The organism is Algoriphagus aquimarinus, assembly GCF_007997215.1.
In the GTDB taxonomy this organism is placed as follows: domain Bacteria; phylum Bacteroidota; class Bacteroidia; order Cytophagales; family Cyclobacteriaceae; genus Algoriphagus; species Algoriphagus aquimarinus_A.
In genome coordinates this window covers 40,526-61,319 of sequence record NZ_VORW01000024.1, presented here as the reverse complement: position 1 = coordinate 61,319, position 20,794 = coordinate 40,526, and the positions used below count along the sequence as shown (strand labels likewise).

The 20,794-nt window shown below is 41.2% G+C and carries 19 protein-coding genes and 4 tRNA genes; 5 read left to right on the top strand and 18 right to left on the bottom strand.

Going from position 1 to position 20,794, the window contains the following annotated elements:
- Window positions 1–79: 79 nt before the first annotated feature.
- From ESV85_RS22805 to ESV85_RS20160, 5 genes are all read right to left on the bottom strand, one after another.
- On the bottom strand, window positions 80–328 hold the full coding sequence (locus ESV85_RS22805) for a GIY-YIG nuclease family protein (protein ID WP_146920833.1): 249 nt from the start codon (window positions 326–328) through the stop codon (window positions 80–82).
- A gap of 58 nt (window positions 329–386) precedes the next feature.
- A tRNA-Lys gene (locus ESV85_RS20175) sits at window positions 387–459 on the bottom strand.
- Window positions 460–506: 47 nt separating this feature from the next.
- Window positions 507–580 (bottom strand) — tRNA-Arg (locus ESV85_RS20170).
- A 54-nt stretch (window positions 581–634) separates the two neighbouring features.
- Window positions 635–708: transfer RNA gene (locus ESV85_RS20165), tRNA-Pro, on the bottom strand.
- Between the two features lie 39 nt (window positions 709–747).
- A tRNA-Lys gene (locus ESV85_RS20160) sits at window positions 748–820 on the bottom strand.
- Window positions 821–1,202: 382 nt separating this feature from the next.
- Here ESV85_RS20160 and ESV85_RS20155 point away from each other — a divergent pair.
- Together ESV85_RS20155 and ESV85_RS20150 are read left to right on the top strand one after the other, a co-directional pair.
- Window positions 1,203–1,787 (top strand): SH3 domain-containing protein, encoded by a 585-nt coding sequence (locus ESV85_RS20155; RefSeq protein ID WP_223276064.1) that lies wholly within the window; start codon window positions 1,203–1,205, stop codon window positions 1,785–1,787.
- Window positions 1,788–1,853: 66 nt separating this feature from the next.
- A complete protein-coding gene (locus ESV85_RS20150) occupies window positions 1,854–4,409 on the top strand; it encodes a M1 family metallopeptidase (protein ID WP_146920829.1) in 2,556 nt (851 codons plus the stop codon).
- A 3-nt stretch (window positions 4,410–4,412) separates the two neighbouring features.
- Here the strand turns inward: ESV85_RS20150 and ESV85_RS20145 are convergent, their stop codons facing one another.
- Together ESV85_RS20145 and gap are read right to left on the bottom strand one after the other, a co-directional pair.
- Window positions 4,413–5,033 (bottom strand): LON peptidase substrate-binding domain-containing protein, encoded by a 621-nt coding sequence (locus ESV85_RS20145; protein ID WP_146920827.1) that lies wholly within the window; start codon window positions 5,031–5,033, stop codon window positions 4,413–4,415.
- A gap of 111 nt (window positions 5,034–5,144) precedes the next feature.
- Window positions 5,145–6,149, bottom strand: a complete 1,005-nt coding sequence (gap, locus tag ESV85_RS20140; RefSeq protein WP_146920825.1) for a type I glyceraldehyde-3-phosphate dehydrogenase — start codon at window positions 6,147–6,149, stop codon at window positions 5,145–5,147.
- Between the two features lie 249 nt (window positions 6,150–6,398).
- Here gap and ESV85_RS20135 point away from each other — a divergent pair, with 249 nt between their 5' ends.
- Window positions 6,399–7,271 (top strand): serine protease, encoded by an 873-nt coding sequence (locus tag ESV85_RS20135; protein ID WP_146920823.1) that lies wholly within the window; start codon window positions 6,399–6,401, stop codon window positions 7,269–7,271.
- 187 nt (window positions 7,272–7,458) lie between these two features.
- On the opposite strand, the gene ESV85_RS20130 is transcribed toward ESV85_RS20135, so the two are convergent.
- The 5 genes from ESV85_RS20130 to ESV85_RS20110 all read right to left on the bottom strand — a co-directional run bounded on the left by ESV85_RS20130 (window position 7,459) and on the right by ESV85_RS20110 (window position 12,557).
- A complete protein-coding gene (locus ESV85_RS20130; protein ID WP_146920820.1) occupies window positions 7,459–9,690 on the bottom strand; it encodes an NADP-dependent isocitrate dehydrogenase in 2,232 nt (743 codons plus the stop codon).
- 350 nt (window positions 9,691–10,040) lie between these two features.
- The gene (locus ESV85_RS20125; RefSeq protein WP_146920818.1) at window positions 10,041–10,838 is read right to left on the bottom strand and encodes an amidohydrolase; all 798 of its coding nucleotides are present in this window, start codon (window positions 10,836–10,838) and stop codon (window positions 10,041–10,043) included.
- Window positions 10,835–11,389: a peptide deformylase gene (gene def, locus ESV85_RS20120; protein ID WP_146920817.1), complete on the bottom strand. Its 555-nt coding sequence runs from the start codon at window positions 11,387–11,389 to the stop codon at window positions 10,835–10,837. Before def ends, ESV85_RS20125 begins: the two co-directional genes overlap by 4 nt.
- Window positions 11,386–11,799, bottom strand: coding sequence for a Holliday junction resolvase RuvX (gene ruvX, locus ESV85_RS20115; RefSeq protein WP_146920815.1), 414 nt, complete (start codon window positions 11,797–11,799; stop codon window positions 11,386–11,388). The genes def and ruvX overlap by 4 nt, the downstream gene beginning before the upstream one ends.
- A complete protein-coding gene (locus tag ESV85_RS20110; RefSeq protein WP_146920813.1) occupies window positions 11,799–12,557 on the bottom strand; it encodes a hemerythrin domain-containing protein in 759 nt (252 codons plus the stop codon). The genes ruvX and ESV85_RS20110 overlap by 1 nt, the downstream gene beginning before the upstream one ends.
- Before the next feature lie 168 nt (window positions 12,558–12,725).
- Here ESV85_RS20110 and ESV85_RS20105 point away from each other — a divergent pair, with 168 nt between their 5' ends.
- Together ESV85_RS20105 and ESV85_RS20100 are read left to right on the top strand one after the other, a co-directional pair.
- Window positions 12,726–14,378, top strand: coding sequence for a S41 family peptidase (locus tag ESV85_RS20105; RefSeq protein ID WP_146920842.1), 1,653 nt, complete (start codon window positions 12,726–12,728; stop codon window positions 14,376–14,378).
- A 145-nt stretch (window positions 14,379–14,523) separates the two neighbouring features.
- Entirely contained in the window at window positions 14,524–14,955 is a 432-nt protein-coding gene (locus ESV85_RS20100; RefSeq protein WP_223276063.1) for a VOC family protein, read from the top strand.
- 75 nt (window positions 14,956–15,030) lie between these two features.
- Here ESV85_RS20100 and ESV85_RS20095 read toward each other — a convergent pair whose 3' ends face one another.
- From ESV85_RS20095 to rimK, 6 genes are all read right to left on the bottom strand, one after another.
- A complete protein-coding gene (locus ESV85_RS20095) occupies window positions 15,031–15,621 on the bottom strand; it encodes a porin family protein (RefSeq protein WP_146920811.1) in 591 nt (196 codons plus the stop codon).
- Window positions 15,622–15,765: 144 nt separating this feature from the next.
- Window positions 15,766–17,151 carry a sodium-dependent transporter gene (locus ESV85_RS20090; RefSeq protein ID WP_146920809.1) on the bottom strand — a complete coding sequence of 462 codons (1,386 nt, stop codon included), beginning with the start codon at window positions 17,149–17,151 and terminating at the stop codon, window positions 15,766–15,768.
- 40 nt (window positions 17,152–17,191) lie between these two features.
- Entirely contained in the window at window positions 17,192–18,127 is a 936-nt protein-coding gene (locus tag ESV85_RS20085) for an SDR family oxidoreductase (protein WP_223276062.1), read from the bottom strand.
- Window positions 18,099–18,944, bottom strand: a complete 846-nt coding sequence (locus tag ESV85_RS20080) for a peptidylprolyl isomerase (protein WP_146920807.1) — start codon at window positions 18,942–18,944, stop codon at window positions 18,099–18,101. The genes ESV85_RS20085 and ESV85_RS20080 overlap by 29 nt, the downstream gene beginning before the upstream one ends.
- Window positions 18,941–19,870, bottom strand: a complete 930-nt coding sequence (gene hemC, locus ESV85_RS20075; protein ID WP_146920805.1) for a hydroxymethylbilane synthase — start codon at window positions 19,868–19,870, stop codon at window positions 18,941–18,943. Before hemC ends, ESV85_RS20080 begins: the two co-directional genes overlap by 4 nt.
- On the bottom strand, window positions 19,867–20,772 hold the full coding sequence (gene rimK / locus ESV85_RS20070) for a 30S ribosomal protein S6--L-glutamate ligase (RefSeq protein WP_146920803.1): 906 nt from the start codon (window positions 20,770–20,772) through the stop codon (window positions 19,867–19,869). Before rimK ends, hemC begins: the two co-directional genes overlap by 4 nt.
- Window positions 20,773–20,794: the final 22 nt, after the last annotated feature.

Below are 20,794 nucleotides of genomic sequence, written 5' to 3'. Positions count from 1 at the left end.
TGTCCGAAGAAATGTGTATTTTTCATCTGCTGTATTTATTGGTTGTGGTAAACTGAAAATACAGAAAAGGGGAAGCTTCTCAAACGAAGCTTCCCCTAAATTTTAAACCGTTTCTCGGACAGTAGTGCTTTTTAATTTGTAATTCCCTACGCTTGGCAGCTTGTAAATCATCGAATGATTCTTGATAAACAAGTATCCAAGGAACTCCTGTGGAAGTGAATTTGGAGTGCCCAATATCATGCTCATATAAGCGCCTTTCCAGATTCGTGCAAGCACCAACATAGTATTTGTTAAGCTTTTCAGAGAAGAGGACATAAAGAGTGGCCATGCTTAAAAAACAGATTGCCTAAAAATAAGAAAAGCAGCCCAATTGGACTGCTTTCTTGTGATCCCTCTGGGGCTCGAACCCAGGACCCATACATTAAAAGTGTATTGCTCTACCAGCTGAGCTAAGGAATCGGTACTTAATAAAATAAAAAGCGGAACGTAATTCCGCTTTTGAATTGTGATCCTGTCAGGACTCGAACCTGAAACCTACTGCTTAGAAGGCAGTTGCTCTATCCGGTTGAGCTACAGGACCGGATAAGTAATGTCAGCAAATCCAAAGACTCTTTGACAAAACAGAAATATAAAGTCGGGGTGGCAGGATTCGAACCTACGACCTCCTCGTCCCAAACGAGGCGCGATACCGGGCTACGCTACACCCCGAAACTTCCTTTTTAACTCCTTGTAAGTTAATTTTTACTGTGATCCCTCTGGGGCTCGAACCCAGGACCCATACATTAAAAGTGTATTGCTCTACCAGCTGAGCTAAGGAATCATTACTCTATATTTTCTTCAGTGAATCTTTATCCACTTTTATTCGAATTCTTCAATCTGCACCAGAAGCCTCTCGATTATTCTGGAGACCGGACAAACTATGGAGGCAGATTGTTCTGAAAATTTTCAGAAAATTTAACCACCAAATGGTGACTTAAAACCTTTCAAATTGACTTCCTGGCCTTGCTTTTTGCCAGATCATTGCCGTTATTGGACTGCAAAAATAAGGGGACAAATTTTAAATGCCAAACGTGAAATCAATCTTTCTCACAAAACTTTTGATATTTTTATCGATATCTATACAAAGTATTCATTGTCAAGCAGATGTAATTGGCTTAAATAAAGCAGATTCTTTGTTTAATGTTAGAAGCTACAAGGAAGCAATGGAAATTTACGATTCTAACTACCAATCTGGGATTTATTCACCGGCAATGTTGCTGAAAATGGCCTTCATAACCGAGGGTATTGGAGACAATGAACGAGCTACGCTTTACCTGAGCAAATACTACGATCTGGAACCTAATTCGCAAGCCATAACCAAGATCAAAAGTCTAACGGGTCAGAGCTCGCTAGTAGGCTATGAAGTCAGCGATGGGCAACGATTCCTAATATTCCTTACAGAATACCAAGATTATATCGTTGGAACTCTAGCAGTTTTCCTCGTGCTGTCTATTATCGCCAGCTGGATTACGGGTAGAAAAACAGAGAAGACTCAGACATTTTGGCCTACAATTCTCCTGATTGTTTTAATCTTCCTAGCCAATAATTTTCTGAATGGTCCTCGCACAGGCCTAATCACCAGCAGCCCAACATTTATTGTGAGCAAGCCATCTGCGGGTGGGGAGTTGATAGATATGGTTGAGCCAGGGCATCGTGTACATATCAAATCCAGCAAAGACATCTGGTATGAGGTGGACTGGAAAGACAAAAGCGCTTATATCAAAAAATCAGACGTGACCAGGATGTAATCTCATTTGAATATCACTAGTGGAATTCACCTTGCGAATCCTCCAAAATATGCCGATTGTTGAAACATGAAAAATCTCTTTCTGCTTTTTGGCTTTCTCTTGATATTCTCTTCTTGCAAGACACCTGTATCTGACGAACACTTCTATGATCCAGGAATCTCTTTCGAGTTAGCTCAATTCAGAAAACAACAAGTCGCGGACATTCAATACAACTTAACTTTTGACATCCCCTCTAAAAAGTCAGATGAGATTCGTTCCCATTTGACTCTGGAAGTTGAAATATCTGACCTATCGCATCCCTTAATATTAGATTTCCATGAGGAATCATCTCATTTACTTTCCCTAAAGGTGAATGGTCAGGAAACAGAGATCACTCACCAGGATCAACACCTGATTATTCCTAAAGAAGTACTTACAAAAGGACCCAATTCTATTGAGATTGATTTCCTTGCTGGAGAACTCTCTCTCAACAGAAATGACGATTTTCTCTACACCCTGCTGGTTCCTGATAGGGCAAGCACGCTTTTCCCTTGTTTTGATCAGCCAAATTTAAAAGCTAACTACACCCTGACCATCACAGCGCCCAAAGACTGGAAAGTCTTGGCAGGAGCGCCAGAAATAGCTTATGAGAAAAATGGCGACTTTGCCACTCATCGCTTTTCCAAGTCAGATTTGATGAGCACTTACCTATTTTCTTTTGTAGCAGGGAAATTCGAAGAAGCCAAGTCAGATTCTGACTTTCCTCAAAAAATGCTGTACAGAGAAACCAATCCTGAAAAAATAGCTGCCAGCATTCCTGAAGTTTTTATTCTGCATCAAAAAGCTAAAGAATTCCTAGAAGAGTACACGGCCTACCCTTTCCCATTTCAGAAACTCGATTTTGCTACCATTCCTATTTTCCAATATGGAGGAATGGAGCATGTAGGAGCAATCCAATACCGTGAATCCTCGCTTTTCCTGGATGAAAATGCCACCGACTCGGAATTGCTTAGCAGGGCAAAACTGATCGGTCACGAGACTGCTCACATGTGGTTTGGTGATTTGGTGACAATGGATTGGTTTGATGACGTTTGGATGAAGGAAGTTTTTGCAAATTTCATGGCTGGCAAACTCGTCAATCCTACTTACCCTGACATCAATCATGAGCTTTCTTTTCTCACAAATCATTACCCTTCAGCTTATGGGGAAGACCGAACTCAGGGCACAAATCCAATTCGTCAAAAACTAGCCAATCTGAAAGATGCTGGTTCGCTTTACGGAAGTATCATCTACGACAAAGCCCCAATTATGATGCGTCAGCTAGAAACAGCCATGGGAGAAGCCGCTTTCCAGAAAGGCATTCAGCAATACATCAAGACTTACGCTAATGGAAATGCTAACTGGAATGAACTCGTAGAGATTTTGGATGAAAATACAGAAATGGATCTTCAGCATTGGAGTGAAATATGGGTAAATCAATCTGGCAGACCAATTCTCAGCGACAAAATCGAACTCGCAAAAGATGGGACTATTAGCTCATTCGTGATCAGCCAACAGGCAGAAGATGGTACAGACAAAGTCTGGCCACAACTTTTTGATATTACTTTCTTCTTTCCAGAAACTAGCAAAACCTTCTCAGTTGCGATGGTGGAAAAAACGCTGGATTTGAAAGAAGTGATCGGAGAGCAGCAACCAACTGCAATTCTCTACAACAGCAATGGCCTTGGCTACGGAGTTTTTCCGCTCAATAAAGCTTCACTTTCTAATATTTCATCCCTCACAGACGAAGTGATGCGCGGGCAGTCTTACATCAACTTATTTGAAAATACTCTTTCTGGAAACATAGAACCAATCTTAGCATTTGAGACTTTTCAGAAGGGAATAGCCAAAGAAGAAAATGAGATTTTAGCTCGTCTGATTTCCTCAGAACTGAGCACTATTTTCTGGAAATATTTCTCAGTCGATCAACGTGAAAAAGTGCTCCCTGCCTTAGAAACCCAACTTTGGAATCAATTACAGAGAGATCTTCCTACAAATCTGAAGAAAACCATCTTCTCTCTTTATAGCGGGATTGCCTATTCCCAAACTGGACAAGAACGACTTTATGAAGTCTGGGCAAAAGATTTCGAGATCAAAGACCTGAAACTCAACCCGGATAATTTCACCAGTCTAGCTATGACTCTAGCACTCTATGGTCATACAAAATCCACAGAAATACTAGCTGAAGAACGAACCAGAATCAGCAATCCTGATAAACTTGATCGCTTTGATTTTCTACTACCTGCTTTATCTCAAAATGAAGCAGAGCGAGATGTACTCTTCGAATCATTCAGCGAGGCTTCCAACCGTGAGAAGGAATCATGGGTCTTGTCAGCTTGCAGCTACATCCACCACCCTTTGCGCCAAGAATACTCAATCAAGCATCTCCCACTTGCTCTGCATCTCTTAGAAGACATTCAGAAGACTGGAGACATCTTTTTCCCTAAAAGATGGGCCTCGGTTACCGCTGGACAATACACTTCCTCAGAAGCAGCCAAAATCGTCTCAGACTTTCTAGATAAAAACCCAGGCTATAATCCAATCCTAAAAAACAAAATACTTCAGGCTACAGATGATTTGATGCGAGTGCAAGTAATCCGGTGATAATTAGAAATCTAATGGATCAAGGTGCTTAAAATGTCCATTTTGTTTGATTTTCTCTTTGGCATGCTCCGCTGCTTGTAGCGCCGGAATGATTCGCTTGAAATGTTTGATAAGAAATTCAGTTCTGTTTTCTTCAGAAGGGATTTTTATCAGCTCTAGCTCTTCTTCCAGCTTGAGTCCGATTTTATGAGAAAAAGAAAATGAATCAACTTCAGAAGGATTGAAACTCACTTCATAATGCAATAAATGAAGCATTTCCCTCAGGTAAAAAATATATTCATGATGCAAAAACTCAGGGACTCTGAGGTCATCTCCCAACCACTCGATAGCACCTGCTGCATATCCTTTGCCAGGTGAAGGGTTATCAAAAGTTGCTATTTTGAAAATCCGCTGACCAGTTGTCTTTATATCCATTCTACCGTCATCATATCTGGTATGAATCTCGCCTAACTTCACTTCAGTACCATATCCAGAAAGCTGATCAGTGAATGTACAAACACCAAAAGTCATACTTCCTTCCTCCACGTCCTTGATCAACTCTTTGTATCGAGGCTCAAATATGTGGAGGTTAAGTTCTTCTCCTGGAAAAACTACCAGTTTCAATGGAAAAAAAGGAAGAATCATAGAAATGCTTTTTTTATACAACGTATGTAGCCCCAATTTTTGTTTTCACCGGAAACCAAAAAAGCCGATCCTAAGATCGGCTTTCATGTATATTTTGAGAATTACTTCTCCTTATTTGCTTGCGATGAAGCTAACTAAGTCAATTACTTTATTAGAGTAACCCCACTCGTTGTCATACCAAGAAACTACTTTCAAGAATGTGTCAGAAAGCTGGATACCAGCACCTGCATCGAAGATAGAAGTTCTAGGATCTCCAAGGAAGTCATTAGAAACCACATCATCTTCAGTATATCCAAGAACACCTTTCATAGTAGTTTCAGAAACTTCTTTCATTTTAGCACAAACCTCAGCGTAAGTAGCAGGGTTTTTCAATCTAACTGTCAAATCGACAACAGAAACATCAGGAGTAGGAACTCTGAATGCCATACCAGTCAATTTACCGTTCAACTCAGGAATCACCTTACCTACCGCTTTAGCAGCACCAGTTGATGAAGGGATGATGTTTTGACCAGCGCCACGTCCACCTCTCCAGTCCTTCGCAGAAGGTCCGTCAACAGTTTTCTGTGTTGCAGTAGTCGCGTGAACTGTAGTCATCAAGCCTTCCTCGATTCCCCAGTTGTCATTCAATACTTTGGCGATTGGTGCCAAACAGTTTGTAGTACAAGAAGCGTTAGACACGAAAATCATGTCAGAAGTGTAAGAATCTTCGTTTACACCCATTACGAACATCGGCGTATCATCTTTAGATGGAGCAGACATTACTACTTTCTTAGCACCTGCATCGATGTGACCTTGTGCAGTTTCTTTAGTCAAGAAAATACCAGTTGATTCGATTACATAGTCAGCTCCTACTTCACCCCACTTGAGGTTAGCTGGGCTTTTCTCTGCAGTAACACGAATGCTATTTCCATTCACTACTAATGCACCGTCTTTTACCTCTACAGTACCTTTGAAGTTACCGTGAGTAGAGTCATACTTAAGCATGTATGCCATGTAGTCTACGTCGATCAAATCATTGATCGCTACTACTTGGATATCTTCTCTTTCTTGCGCAACTCTGAACGCCAAGCGTCCGATTCTACCGAATCCGTTTATTCCAACTTTAATCTTGCTCATATTTATTTTGATTTGAGTATAGGTTTGATTCCTAAAATTCCCTTTGGAGGGTATGCCACTTTTGGCTAAAAATCCCTGAGGGATGGCTAAGTTATTACATTTATTTGGCTAGCCCAAACTATCTGTGGCACCAGGTTAATTCTTACTCCATTCAATCGATTTCGAGGAAAAATAATTTCTTAAAAATTCTGAAAAAACACATTTCACAAAGCTTTTCCCTATTTTCAAGCCTTACCTAAGCAATTTTTAATGTTTGAAAAAGCAATTCTCGAAACCGCCGGCTATACCAGAGCGATACATTCCATCTCCAGAAATTTTGGAAGTACTCAAATTCAAAGAGGTGCCGCTACTCTATTTTTCGTCAATCACGAAGGCTATGCGCTAACGTGTAAACATGTAGCCCAATGGCTGTCTCAAGCAGATCAAATCAATCAAAAATACACTTCTTTTTTGCAGCAAGGCAAAGACCTAAGCGGAGGCCAACGCTCTGCTTTAGCAAAAAAGCTGGGGCTGAAATCTGATGCTGTGTCTGAGACGCGAATCACGTTTGTAGATTGTGTAGATCAAATTAAAAACATGAGGTTTTTTCTCCATCCAGAATTTGATCTGGCATTGATCAAATTCGAGGGTTTTGACAAAACATTATTCAATAATGTACCCAAATTCAAAAAGGAGGATTCTGAAATCAGCCCCGGAGCAATGCTATGCAGACTGGGCTTCCCTTTTCCAGAATTTTCAAATTATCAGTTGAATGCACAAAGTCAGTCCTTAGAATGGACCAAAACTGGCGCGATGCGCTCTCCCCGATTCCCTATCGAAGGAATGCTCACCCGCTTTTTAGGGAATCAAAATGGAAAAATCTACGGAATGGAAATGAGTACCCCCGGACTGAGAGGACAAAGCGGCGGGCCACTTTTTGACTCTTCTGGAAAAGTCTGCGGAATGCAAAGTCGAACGAAGCATTTACACCTAGGTTTTGATATAGAAGATAAAGAGATAATCGCCCATGGTAAAGCCAAAAAAGTAAACGACTACGCCTTTATCCACTTGGGAGAATGTATCCACGTTTCTGTGATCAAGGAATTCATGCGGGCAAATAATGTCAGTTTTGAGGAAGAGTAGATGATTTGGGATTTTTGATTGCGGATTTAGACAAATACTATTTTGGTAAGTAAAGAGGGTTAGATTTTCTATTTTTTAATAATAACCTCTGTAATCTCTGCGCTAAACTCTGTGTCCACCGTGGTTTAAACAAAAACAAAAAAGCCACCCGATTCCTCGGATGGCTTTCTATAGTTTTAAAGTTCTCTTAAACCAAAGTTGTCAGCACATCATTCAGCGTTGCACTTGGTCTCATTGCCTGAGAAGCCAGAGCCGCATCTGGCTTGAAGTAACCGCCGATGTTCAGCGGAGAGCCCTGAGAAGTATTCAATTCATGGACAATGACTTGTTCGTTTGCCTCCAAAGCAGTAGCAAGTGTCGTGAACTTAGCTTTCAGATCAGCATCCTTGTTTTGCGCAGCAAGTGCCTGAGCCCAGTAAAGCGCGATGTAAAAATGACTTCCTCTGTTATCCAATTTACCGACAACTCTCGCCGGAGACTTGTCATTCTCCAACCATTTACCAGTAGCCTGATCAAGTGTCTCTGCCAATAGTAAAGCTTTATCGTTATGGAATGTTTGTCCCAAATGCTCCAAGGAAACTGCCAAGGCAAGGAATTCACCTAAGGAATCCCAACGTAAGTGACCTTCATTCACAAACTGCTCCACATGCTTAGGTGCGGATCCACCAGCTCCAGTTTCGAACAAACCTCCACCATTCATCAACGGAACAATAGAAAGCATTTTTGCAGAAGTACCTAATTCCAAAATCGGGAATAAATCAGTCAAGTAATCTCTTAGCACATTACCCGTAACAGAGATGGTATCCATACCTTCTTTGATTCTCGCCAAAGAAAGATTAGTAGCTTCAATAGGAGAAAGAATAGAAATCTCTAACCCTGTCTGATCGTGATCTAACAAGTATTTATTTACTTTTTTGATCAACTCCGCATCATGTGCTCTAAGCGGATCCAACCAGAAAATCGCTGGTGTGCCAGAAAGTCTAGCTCTAGTTACCGCAAGCTTAACCCAATCCTGAATCGGTGCGTCTTTAGTCTGACACATTCTCCAGATATCTCCAGCTTCTACTTTATGAGAGAAGATTTCGATTCCCTTTTGATCCAATACTTTTACAGTTCCGGCAAAAGGAACCTCAAAAGTTTTATCGTGAGATCCATACTCTTCAGCTTTCTGAGCCATCAGACCCACGTTAGGAACAGAACCCATCGTAGATGGATCGAAAGCTCCATGAGCCTTACAGAAGTTGATCGTAGCTTCGTAAACACCAGCATAAGCTCTATCTGGAATGATAGCCTTAGTATCCTGAAGTTTGCCAGCCTTGTTCCACATCTGTCCAGAAGTTCTGATCATTGCAGGCATAGACGCATCAATAATCACATCACTTGGCACGTGTAGATTGGTGATCCCCTTATCCGAATTCACCATAGCCAAGTCTGGGCTATCGGCAAGACAAGCTGCTATATCAGCTTCCACTTCGGTTCTTTTTGGAATAGAAAGTTTATCAAGATTGGAAATCAAATCTCCAAATCCATTATTCACATCGATCCCAACTTCATTGAAGGTAGCGCTGTGCTTGGCGAAAACTGGCTCAAAAAACACTTTCACTGCATGACCAAAGATGATAGGATCTGACACCTTCATCATGGTTGCCTTCATGTGTATAGAGAATAGAACGCCTTTATCTTTTGCATCAGCTTTCGCTTTTCTCAAAAATGCATTCAAAGCAGAAATGCTCAAGGTAGAAGCATCGATCACTTCACCAGCCAGAATATTCAAGCCAGACTTAAGTATCTCTTTTTTCCCATCTGCTCCATGCAACTCAATTGAAATAATAGCGGCATCAGCCATGGCGTGGGATTTTTCACTTCCGTAAAAATCTCCCTCTGTCATGCTATCCACATGAGTTTTAGAGTCAGCAGACCATTTACCCATGGAGTGAGGATGCTTTCTTGCGTACTCTTTCACTGCTAGTGGTGCTCTTCGGTCAGAATTCCCCTCACGAAGCACAGGGTTCACGGCAGAACCTTTGATCTTGTCGTATTTACTTTTAATACTTTTCTCTTCTTCAGTTTTTGGCTCTTCCGGATATTCTGGAAGTGCATATCCCTGTGATTGAAGTTCTTTGATAGCAGCTTTGAGTTGCGGCACAGATGCAGAGATATTCGGAAGCTTTACAATATTAGCTTCTGGAGTTTTTGCGATATCACCTAATTCTGCCAAAGTATCTGGCATCTGCTGCTCTGGAGTCAGAAATGCAGAGAAATTAGCGATGATTCTGGCAGAAAGTGAAATATCACGAGTCTCTACCGATACACCGGCAGATTTAGTAAATGCTTCTACAATCGGCAATAAGGAATACGTAGCTAAAGCCGGAGCTTCATCAGTCAGCGTATAAAGGATTTTTGGAGTTTGGTTACTCATGGTTTTAAGAGTTCTAAAAAGACATGTTATACCCTGAGCCTTCAATTGACCTAGCTAGGTCAGATCCATTTCAAAATGTATTTGGATTGGAAAAAAGAGGAAACAGGGTCTTAAAATATTGGGGCTAAAATACGCAAAATATCCTTGTTTCAAATTCCGCTCGCGTAAAGTACTGAGTGTATGAAAAAAGGATTACTTGATATTAAAGCACTCTACTTCATCAGTCTCCTTCTTTCCTTTGTTTGTTCAGACCGAAGACAGAAGACGGGTGACCGAAGTGGCGTCCATGCTAATGTTTAGCATACATAAAGCCGCCTTTTACTTTTTCAAGTAGAAAGGAAACATAGATTTTATTTGACAACAAAGTCATCTGAATCCATCCAGGCGGGAAATTTGTTTCGATAAGAATCGAGCTCCTCAGCATCCAAAGTCACTAAAGTGATCTTCTCACTTTCTCCCAAAAACTCAATCTGAGTCCCTTTGAAGTCATATGCGGCGGAATGTCCGTTGTACTTTATCCCATTACCATCCTCTTCTACCCGATTCACACCTATAGCGTAGGCTAAATTCTCAATTGCTCTGGCTGGCAAAAGCGCATCCCAAGCCGAAACTCTAGCTGCAGGCCATGATGCCACATAAAAAATCAGATCGTAACCCAGTTCCCCGTCGATCAATCTATTTCTAGACCAGATTGGGAATCGCAGATCATAACAGACCTGCGGACAAATCTTCCAGCCATTCAGCTCAAAAATCGGCAATCTCTCTCCCGCGGAAAAAGACTGATCCTCATCAGCCATCCGAAAAAGATGTCGCTTGTCGTAATGCTGAATCATCCCGTCTGGATGTACCCAGAGCAGGCGATTGTAATACTTGCCATCAACTTGAATAATCGCACTTCCAGTAATGGTTGCTTTCTTTTGCGTAGCCATTTGAATCATCCACTTGCAAACGTTGAGATTCATCGGCTCTGCAAGCTCTGCAGCATCCATGCTAAATCCAGTCGGAAACATTTCCGGCAGAATAATCAAATCAACCTCATTATCTATCTCCCACATTTTCTCTTCCAGCATCGCCAGATTTGCCACTTTATTTTTCCAATAAAGATTGGTTTGTACAAGTGCTATTTTGAGTTGGGGAGCTTTGATCATTTTAGAGGATAAATCATTCGGTAATCTGTAGATATTTTTCCTTTGCTGACATCGATCAGTTTGGATTTGACAAGTCGTTTTTTAAGACCTTTCAAATAGTCCACAAATAATATCCCTTCCAAGTGATCGTACTCATGCTGGATCACGCGAGCGGTCATTCCTGAGAATTCCTCCTCTTTCAGATTCCAGTTTTCATCGTAATACTCGATCGTCAAGGTCTCAGGACGGGTGATTTCTGCACGGATTTCCGGAATACTCAAGCAACCTTCTTCAAAACTGTAGTCATCGCCATATTCATCCAAAATTATAGGATTGATAAATACACGGCGAATACCGACTTCTTCATCTTCTTCATCGAGCATTAACGTACTATCAATCACAAAAAGGCTTATACTTTGATTGATTTGGGGCGCTGCAAGACCCACGCCGCTGGCGTTGTCCATCGTGGCAAACATATTCTTGATCAGCTCATCGAGCTCTGTTCCTTCGGTAATTTCCTCGGCTTCTTTCTTCAATATCGCGTTACCGTAAGCAACTATAGGATAAATCATTGTCTTTCTAAATAGGATTGTAGAATAATTGCCGCGCTCACCTTGTCCAGGTTTCCAGCTTTTTCTTTTCTGTCTTTCTTTTTACTTCCCATGGAAATCATGCTTTGCATGGCCGTCTTAGAAGTGAACCGCTCATCGACGAGTTCTATTTTTTTATCTGGAAAAGCCTTTGAAAGCCTATCCTTCATGGTGATCACTTTAGGGGTCATCTCATTATCCTGCCCATTCAATCGGGTCGGATAGCCTAATACCAACGTATCCACCTCTTCTCTTTCACAATAACTTTTCAGATAGTCAAGCAGCGTGGAAGTCTCAATGGTTTCCAATGGATTAGCCAACATTTTCAATGGGTCGGTAACAGCTAGGCCGGTTCTTTTGGTTCCCAGGTCAATCGCGAGTATTCTGGGCATCAGTTTTTTCTGGTTTTTTTCTTGAATTGGCGCAAAGCCTCCCTTTCCAGCTCAACAGCTTTAGGGAAAAGAAGTTCGTCTTCGATTTTTGCGTGGATTCTAAGTTCCTGTTCGAAGTTCTGCAGTTCGTGATAAAGCACCTTCATCGTAAGCGGTGCATCCGCTTCCAATGAATAATCAACAGTGAGCTTTCTGATCCCTTCCATTTCATCATCGTGGACTTCATGCTGATCCGCGAGCAAATGAACTGGGTCCCTTTCCAAAATTGTGATGGCATCATTCAGTGAAAACCTATTTTCCTCAATATCCTGAAGCAATTCTATTCTCTTGAAAAGCCTGCTTTCTTCTTCATGAATATGATGAATAAAATCTTCCACAAATAGCGGAAACATAATCCTAAGATCTGCCATTAAGGGCGCAAACTTAGGCTCTGGGTCTATTCCAGAGATAATATTAGAAAGAAAAGGTAATTCTTGACGCACAAAATAGTAGTGCTTTTTCTTCAAATAGGCCACCAAAATTTCAATGGGATTCAGGTAAAGATCCTCAGTGGTAGGCTCTTTCCTTTGAGCCCAAGATTCCAGCTCTGTTATTAGTTGGCTAGAATGAACCCTATGCTTTTTACAAACCATCTCCAATGACTCCGTAGGGTATTGATAAAAGCTAATTCCGAAATAGTGTAGCACAGAAGCAAAGACATAGTTTTCAGAAACTAAGTCGCCTACAAGTGCCTTTTCAAAATCGCCTTCGGTTCGCATCTTGCAAAAATAATTTTTTTTAACAGAAAAAAGGGGAATAAATTGAGCCATTATACTCACCCCCCGTATAAACATTTGATAGATTTATCAAATGACTACCCGGAAAGAGGGCAAAATTGGGTAATTTACAGTAACAATAAAGACAATAACCAACTGAAAGAGAAAGCTGTGAGCGAGACAAAAAATACCAAATCCCAAATCAGACTTCCTATAATATTGGCGCTTGCCATATCTGCAGGTATCTGGATCGGGGCAACTTTTGCTGAGCCAAAAGGAAATCAAAATGATCTTAGAGCTGCACTTTATAAGCTTCAGGAGATAATGACCTATGTCAACAGAGATTATGTGGACAGTGTCAATACCAACGAACTGGTAGAGTATGGCATCACCAAAATGCTTGAGCACTTAGATCCACACTCTAGCTATATCCCTGCAAAGGATGCATCTATTGTACAATCCCAGCTTGACGGGGAATTTGATGGCATTGGAGTTGAATTCGGGATTATACGTGATACGATCTATGTAGTAGCTCCTTTAACTGGTGGACCTTCTGAGGCTCTAGGCATTCAATCTGGTGATCAAATCATCCGAGTAGACGGAGAAACTATGGCCGGTGTCGGGGTAACTAATCGTGATGTCTTCGAAAAACTACGTGGTCCAAAAGGCTCTGTGGTAGTCGTGGACATGAAGCGTAAAAACCAGGAAGAGCTTATCGAATACAGGATAACTCGCGACAAGATCCCTCAATACAGCATTAACGCATCTTATATGGTCAACAATGAGATCGGATACATCAAAGTAACCCGATTTGCGGCGACCACTTATGACGAATTCAAAGAATCCATCGCTGACCTGAAAAGCAAAGGGATGAAGAAACTGGTAATCGACCTTCAAGGAAATCCTGGTGGATACATGGGTGCGGCTATCAATATGGCTGATGAGCTACTGGGCGAAAAAGCATTGATCGTTTCTCAAGAAGGAAAAGTAGAGCAATACAATCAAAAAGCATATGCTTTCAAACCTGGAATGTTTGAAGAAGGGCCTGTAATCGTCCTTGTAAATGAAGGTTCTGCTTCCGCTTCTGAGATCCTGGCCGGAGCCATCCAAGATAATGACAGAGGTTTGATCGTTGGTAGAAGATCCTTTGGAAAAGGATTAGTGCAAATGCCTATCGATTTATCAGATGGTGCAGAGTTGCGATTGACTATTGCTAGATATTATACGCCATCAGGAAGATCTATCCAAAAGCCTTATGGTGCGAATTATGAAGCTTACGAAAGTGATTACATGAATCGTTACAAGCATGGAGAGTTCTTCTCTGCTGATAGTATCAAGTTCAATGACAGTTTGAAATATGAAACCGTCAAAGGGCGCACCGTCTATGGTGGCGGAGGAATTATGCCTGACTACTTCGTGCCATGGGACACTACGATGTCTTCTCCTTATGTGAGTAAGCTGTTCAATTCTGATGCGTCTAGAGAATTCATTCTTGACTATGTCAATGAAAACAAAACCACATTCGAAAATATGACTTTGGATCAGTACTACACGGATTACACAGTCAGTGATGCTATGCTTACTAAATTGGTAGAGTACGGCAAGAAGAACAAAGTCGAATATGATTCTAAAGACTTTAATAAGTCTAAAGAGTATTTAAAAATCTTGGTGAAAGCGCATTTAGGAAGACAGATTTATGATGATAGCGCTTTCTATAAAGTGGTCAATGACATCAACGAAGTTTATTTGCAAGCCATCAAATTATTTGATGAAGCAGAGAAACTAGCTTTAGCTACTGACCTTCACAACGAAGAGGAAGAATAGCTAAGAGTGATTCTGTGAATTAGAAGAACAAGAAAGCACCCGCCTAGTCGGGTGCTTTCTTGTTTATTATCTGAATTTATTTTCAATCCATCCTCAAAAATGCTAACATTAGACTGTCTTATTAATTTAAATGACCCAAAAGCCTATGAAAGCCTTATTCACCTTTTTATTGTTAGGAATCACTATGAGTACTTTTGCCCAAATCAAAGTAAATCATATCGCCGTCCATGTTAGCAACTTGAATTCCAGCAAAGAGTTTTATCAGAAAATTGTGGGCTTAGAAGAAATTGAAGAGCCTTTCAAAGACGGGGTGCATGCTTGGTATGATATCGGAGGAGGAGCTGCACTTCATATCATCGAGGCACCAAACGTACCAACTCAAATCTCAAAAGTGAATCATCTTTGTTTTAGCATGAAGGACATGGATGCTTTTATCAAAACACTTGAAAACACAAATTATCCATTCGAAAGTTGGCCGGGAGAGAAAGGAAAAGTGACGGTTAGAGTCGATGGAGTTAGACAAATCTACATCCAGGATCCTGATGGAATGTGGCTCGAAATAAATGATGATTATTGATTCTTTTCTAAGAAACTCACAAAAAAGCCCGATTGAAAATATTTTCAATCGGGCTTTTTTGTTGGGATCTGGAGTTTAGAACAATCTAAAACCTACTGAGAGAATCCATTGGTTTGTCCGTTGGTCAGTTTGAAAGTTACCTACGTTTCCGCTGAATTTATCCAATGAACTTTCATATTTGGCATCTATTATCAGGTTGCCAATATCCAATCCAAGTCCGGCTTGATAGCCAATTGTTGCGTCCTTAAAGTCTGCATTCTGCACAGTTTGCCCTGCTTCTTTCAGCTTCGAATTCACATTAATGCTGGCAATCGGCCCAGCCTGAACTCTAAGCAATTTAAACATCTTAAACCCGAGCATTACTGGAATATCTACTCTATTGAAATCTGCTTCATACTCCTTAATCGGCTGGTCGTCCGGATCGAATGTAAATTGTCCTTGGGTCTGAGTGTATAACACTTCCGGCTGAAGGTATAATCCTCCAAGACCGATTCTGGCAAAAACGCCCACATGGTATCCGAATTTGGATTCCCCATTTTTGAATTGATCACTTTTGAGATCCAGACTGGTCTGACTTAGTCCCACTTTAGGGCCAAAGGAGAATCCTTGTGAATAGCCCGCAAGCGTGATCGCAAGTAAGGCTAGGGATAGAACGAGCTTTTTCATGGCTTTATAGTTATTGGTTTAGTAAGCTTAGTAACGAAAGAATTTAAGAAAAATTAGCAATTCCCTTGCCAATACACCATTACCAGCCAAAACAAGAAAAGGAAGCCCGAAGACTTCCTTTTCAAATATCTATGCGTATACCTTTTATGCCGCTTGCTCAGTACCAAAGACACCAACCATATTTAGTATTAATAGAATGATTACGATAGGACAAATCCATCTAACGAAGAATATCCAACCTGCTCTGAAAGGCCCCTTAAACTTAGGCGCTCCCAATTTAAGCTCATCTGCATAATCAGAGATTTTTGATGCCCAACCTGTGTAAAGCGCCAGCATCAAACAAATCACGATCACGGCAAACGTACCGAACACAAAATCCATGATCCCAAAGAATCCTTCAAGTCTGTTTCCAAAGAAGTTGATATGTAAGTTGGCAAAGAATGTACCTGGGATCTGAGACAAAGCTGAAGGAACAGAAAGAGCCATCGCCGCAATACCAATTGTCCAAGTAGCACGTTTTCTGCCCCACTTTCTATCATCGATCATATAAGCTACCGGAACCTCAAGCATGGAAATGGTAGAAGTCAATGCCGCTACCATCAATAAGATAAAGAAAAGCGCCCCTACAATGTGACCACCAGGCATGGCAGCAAATACTTTTGGTAATACGTCAAAAACCAATGCTGGACCTGCTGCAGGATCCTTTCCCGGAAGCAAAGCAAATAAAGCTGGGAAAACCATTAGTCCACCTAACAAAGCGACTGAAGTGTCCATCCCTGCAATCCATCCCGCAGACTGTATGATATTAGATTTCTTAGGTAAATAAGACCCGAAAGTGATCATCAACCCCCAACCTACAGACATAGAGAAGAAGGCTTGACCAAGTGCCTGAAGTATAACCGCTGGATTAATTTTGCTGAAGTCAGGCTTCAAATAATATTCAATACCAGCGCCTGCACCTTCTAGAGTAACAGCTCTTCCTGCAATAAAAATAATAATGATAAACAATACTGGCATCAAAAATTTAGATGCTTTCTCTATACCTCCAGATACACCTCCCAAAACAATGAAAATAGTCATCAAGATAAAGATGAAAGTCAAAGGAATCACGTACAAGGGTGTCTTCACAAACTCCGAAAAATCTACCGGCACATTGATTATTTCAGTAATAATATAACCTACTGTCCAACCTGCTATAACGGAATAATAGCTAAACACGAAGAAACAAACTAGCACGCAAAGTACACCAGCAAGCTGCCAGAACTTATTTCCTCCCGTGTCTCGGATAGCTCCAATTGGGTTTTTACCAGATTTTCTACCTAAGGCTATTTCATTAAATAGTAGAGGCAAAGCTATAAATAGCACACATAGAATATAAACAAATACAAATGCTCCGCCTCCATTTTCACCTACTAAATATGGGAATCTCCATATATTCCCAAGACCTACGGCAGATCCGGCAGCTGCCATGATAAACCCGAGACTAGAACCAAACTCACCTCTTTCTTCAGTTTCGTTATTAACTGCCATAAATTGTTTTAAAGTTAAATTAGGGTGTATAGACTGCTTTTTAAGTGCGGGCTAAGATAATTTGTTTTGCCAAAATACCAATTGCCGTTCGGAAAGTTTTCGGCTCAAAACCAAGCTGTTCCTGAGCTTTAGTAATGATAAAACCTGTTTTTAAAGGCCTTTTTGCTGGCTGGGTAAAAGTACTCGAATCAGCTCGCTTGATTAATCCCTTGTTAAGTCCAAAGAATTCGGCAGTCGTATTTGCCATTTCATAGGGAGTCAAAAAATCTGAACCTGAAATATTAAAAACCCCTTCCGCTTCCTTTTCTGCTATCAAAATACATCCTGCGGCAAGATCTTCTGCAAGTGTTGGCGTTCTGAATTGATCATCCACAACTTGAATTTCTTTCCCTGCTTCGAGGGAGGATTTCACCCAAAGTACAATATTGGTACGGCTCATGTCGTGGGCGATTCCGAATACCAATACAGTTCTCGCTATGGTCCACTTAGTTTTGGACTTCATCACCATTTCTTCTCCAATCAGCTTGGTCTCTCCATAATAATTCACAGGAGCAGGTATGGCATTTTCATCCAATGGCCCTTCTTCACCGGAGAAAATGAAATCTGTAGAGACGAAAATAAAATGAGCCTTTATTACCTCAGCGGCTTTAATCAAATAAGCTGTCGCGTTGACGTTTGAGTCATAACAAGCCTCCTGGTTCAATTCGCACTGATCCACATTAGTCATTGCTGCACCATGGATAATAATATCTGGTTTGATACTAGTCAAAGTACTTTCGACTTCAGTCTCATTGGTTATATCTAGAGAAGCATATTCAAATCCGCCACCAGGCAATCTGCAGTCACCTTTTCCACTTGCTACGACTTGAAAATCTCCTTTTTCCACCAATTGGGAGACAAGCTTTTGCCCAAGTAATCCATTAGCACCGGTGATAAATATTTTCTTCTTACTTGCCATCTGGGTAGCTGTAGCCATATTCTTTTTCAATTTTCTTTCGGGACATTTTCTCCACTTTCACCGTCATATAAACAGGTTCAATGGGCCTATCTCTCGTGTTAGTGGATGTATTTGAAATCTCTTCTGCCACTTCTAATCCTTGGATCACTTCGCCAAAGACCGTGTATTCCTTATCCAAATGTGGAACCCCGCCCACTGTCGTGTAAGCTTCAATTTGTTCTTTAGTAAAATCTTTGGTCAAATTCACATTTAGTGATGACTCTAACTCATCTCTTTTGGAAAGAATCAATGTAGTCAAGCTATCGAATTTCTGCTCGTTATACAGTCGGATGTATTCATTTTTAAAGTCTAATTGACTTCCCAACTCCATATACTTCATAAGTGATTTTTGAAGTTGCTCCATATCCGTCGTCAACTCCAGTTCATTGTAAACTTTCCCGATTGTAATATAAAATTGAGATCCATTGGACCGTCGCTCTGGATTGATTCCATCTGGTTGACGAGCTGCTGCTATCATTCCTTTCCTGTGGAAATAGTTAGGTCTGATTTCCGCTGGCAAAGTTGGCCATTCTTGCGGTGGAAGATTTTCTTTTGTAAAAACATCCCCACCCTGAATCATGAAATTCTTCATGACACGTTGGAATTCGGTAGAATCAAATCTCCCAGCCTCTGCCAATTTGATGAAATTGGATTTGTGCTCAGGTGTATCGTCAAAGAGCACCGCCACGATATTGCCGTGACTAGTCTCGATAGTAATCAGGTAGTCTTTCTCTCCACCGCAAGCGGCAGTAGTTGCGAACAAGAAGACAAAGCAGAGGTTTCTTAGAAATCTCATTTATTCAAAGTCAGTTTAATTTGATCCAATATTACTTTTCCGCCTGCGGCAAAAACCTTATCAGCGAGCTCCTGCCCCAGCTTTTCTGGTTGATCAGCATTTCCTTCAACTACGATGGAAATCCGCTCTTTTCCATCCAAACTCACAATTCCGCCTTTTAGGATAAGTTGATCGCCCAAGAGATTTGCAAGCGCAAAAACGGGGATACTACATCCCCCTTCCAGTACTCTAAGATATGCTCGCTCAGCACGCAGCCTCAAAGATGTCTCCAAGTGATTACAAGCTGTAGCTATCTTAGTCTTCAAAACAGGATCTAATTTCTCTGCTACTTCGATGGCTACAGAGCCTTGTCCTACAGCTGGAGTAAATTCATCCAAATCCAGCTCAGCTACAATCATGTGGTCATATTCCATGCGATGCGCACCTGCGTATGCAAGCAATAAAGCATCGCAAAGTCCTTCTTCCATTTTACGGATTCGGGTTTGCAGATTCCCACGAACATCCACTGTTTTTACATGTGGATAAAAATGCTTTAAAGTAGAAACCCGACGTGTAGATGAAGTACCTAAAACAACATTCTTCTTTAGCGAAACAGATTTGTCATGTGAGACAAGCACATCATTTTCCTTTTCACGCTCCGTGAAGGCAATAATCTCAAAGCCTTCCGGCAAATTGGACTGCATATCTTTCGCACTATGTACTGCGATATCAATTCGTCCGTCCATCAATTGATCTTCTAATTCCTGAGTAAAAACTCCTTTGCTCCCAATCTTAGCAATTGACACATCAAGGATTTGATCGCCTTTTGTATCAATGACAACAATCTCTGCTTTCAACCCTGCTTTTAGTAAAAGTTCCTCCACATGATACGCCTGCCACAGCGCCAGTTTGCTCCCACGCGTACCTATTTTCACTAACTGACTCATTGATTTGATATTTTCATAGGGCGCTTATTCACCCCTTCTTCTATAAATTTTATAATAGCCCCAGCGATATCAATCCCCGTTGCTTTCTCTATACCTTCTAACCCTGGAGAGCTATTCACTTCCAGAATCAAAGGGCCTCTGTCAGACTGAAGCATATCCACTCCAGCTACATCAAGCCCAAGTGCTTTTGCCGCGCCCAAAGCAGCAGCCTTCTCTACTCGACTCAATTTAATAATGGTAGCTTTTCCTCCACGGTGAAGGTTGGATCTGAACTCACCTTCAGCACCTTGACGCTTCATGGCTCCTACCACTTTTCCATTCACTATAAATGCACGTATATCCGCACCCTTTGCTTCTTTGATGAATTCTTGAACAATAATTCTTGCTTTCAACCCGTGGAAAGCCTCTATCACAGATTGACTCGCTTTCCTTGTTTCTGCCAAAACCACCCCAAGCCCCTGAGTTCCTTCCAGCAATTTGATGATCAGCGGAGCACCACCTACATGCTCGATGATTTGCTTTTCCCCGCCTTTAGAGAAATTGGTAAAAGCCGTTTTTGGCATCCCCAATCCTGCGCTTGAAAGAATCTGCAGACTTCTCAATTTGTCTCTACTCCTTACAATGGCCTGAGAATGTACTGCAGAAAAAGCCCCCATCAGTTCAAACTGACGAACTACAGCAGTTCCGTAAAACGTAACCGAAGCTCCAATTCTAGGGATGATTGCATCTATGTCCGTGAGCTTTTCACCTTTATAGATTATGGAAGGACCTTCTTGCTCAATAATCAAGTCGCAGATGCTATGATTTACAATTATTGCTTCATGTCCAGCTTTTTGAATCGCTTCAAAAAGTCTTCTGGTAGAATATAAATTTGGGTTCCTAGAAAGGATTGCAATTTTCATTAGAAAATTTTTAGAGTATGAG

Excerpts from the sequence above, each read along its gene's own strand:
- ESV85_RS20135 (WP_146920823.1), top strand. The coding sequence starts at position 6,399 with ATGTTTGAAAAAGCAATTCTCGAAACCGCCGGCTATACCAGAGCGATA.
- ESV85_RS20150 (WP_146920829.1), top strand. The coding sequence starts at position 1,854 with ATGAAAAATCTCTTTCTGCTTTTTGGCTTTCTCTTGATATTCTCTTCT.
- hemC (WP_146920805.1), bottom strand. The coding sequence starts at position 19,870 with ATGAGTCAGTTAGTGAAAATAGGTACGCGTGGGAGCAAACTGGCGCTG.
- def (WP_146920817.1), bottom strand. The coding sequence starts at position 11,389 with ATGATTTATCCTATAGTTGCTTACGGTAACGCGATATTGAAGAAAGAA.
- ESV85_RS20130 (WP_146920820.1), bottom strand. The coding sequence starts at position 9,690 with ATGAGTAACCAAACTCCAAAAATCCTTTATACGCTGACTGATGAAGCT.
- ESV85_RS20125 (WP_146920818.1), bottom strand. The coding sequence starts at position 10,838 with ATGATCAAAGCTCCCCAACTCAAAATAGCACTTGTACAAACCAATCTT.
- ESV85_RS22805 (WP_146920833.1), bottom strand. The coding sequence starts at position 328 with ATGGCCACTCTTTATGTCCTCTTCTCTGAAAAGCTTAACAAATACTAT.
- ESV85_RS20145 (WP_146920827.1), bottom strand. The coding sequence starts at position 5,033 with ATGATTCTTCCTTTTTTTCCATTGAAACTGGTAGTTTTTCCAGGAGAA.
- gap (WP_146920825.1), bottom strand. The coding sequence starts at position 6,149 with ATGAGCAAGATTAAAGTTGGAATAAACGGATTCGGTAGAATCGGACGC.
- ESV85_RS20085 (WP_223276062.1), bottom strand. The coding sequence starts at position 18,127 with ATGGCTACAGCTACCCAGATGGCAAGTAAGAAGAAAATATTTATCACC.
- ESV85_RS20080 (WP_146920807.1), bottom strand. The coding sequence starts at position 18,944 with ATGAGATTTCTAAGAAACCTCTGCTTTGTCTTCTTGTTCGCAACTACT.
- ruvX (WP_146920815.1), bottom strand. The coding sequence starts at position 11,799 with ATGCCCAGAATACTCGCGATTGACCTGGGAACCAAAAGAACCGGCCTA.
- ESV85_RS20100 (WP_223276063.1), top strand. The coding sequence starts at position 14,524 with ATGAAAGCCTTATTCACCTTTTTATTGTTAGGAATCACTATGAGTACT.
- ESV85_RS20095 (WP_146920811.1), bottom strand. The coding sequence starts at position 15,621 with ATGAAAAAGCTCGTTCTATCCCTAGCCTTACTTGCGATCACGCTTGCG.
- ESV85_RS20110 (WP_146920813.1), bottom strand. The coding sequence starts at position 12,557 with ATGCGAACCGAAGGCGATTTTGAAAAGGCACTTGTAGGCGACTTAGTT.
- rimK (WP_146920803.1), bottom strand. The coding sequence starts at position 20,772 with ATGAAAATTGCAATCCTTTCTAGGAACCCAAATTTATATTCTACCAGA.
- ESV85_RS20090 (WP_146920809.1), bottom strand. The coding sequence starts at position 17,151 with ATGGCAGTTAATAACGAAACTGAAGAAAGAGGTGAGTTTGGTTCTAGT.
- ESV85_RS20155 (WP_223276064.1), top strand. The coding sequence starts at position 1,203 with ATGGAAATTTACGATTCTAACTACCAATCTGGGATTTATTCACCGGCA.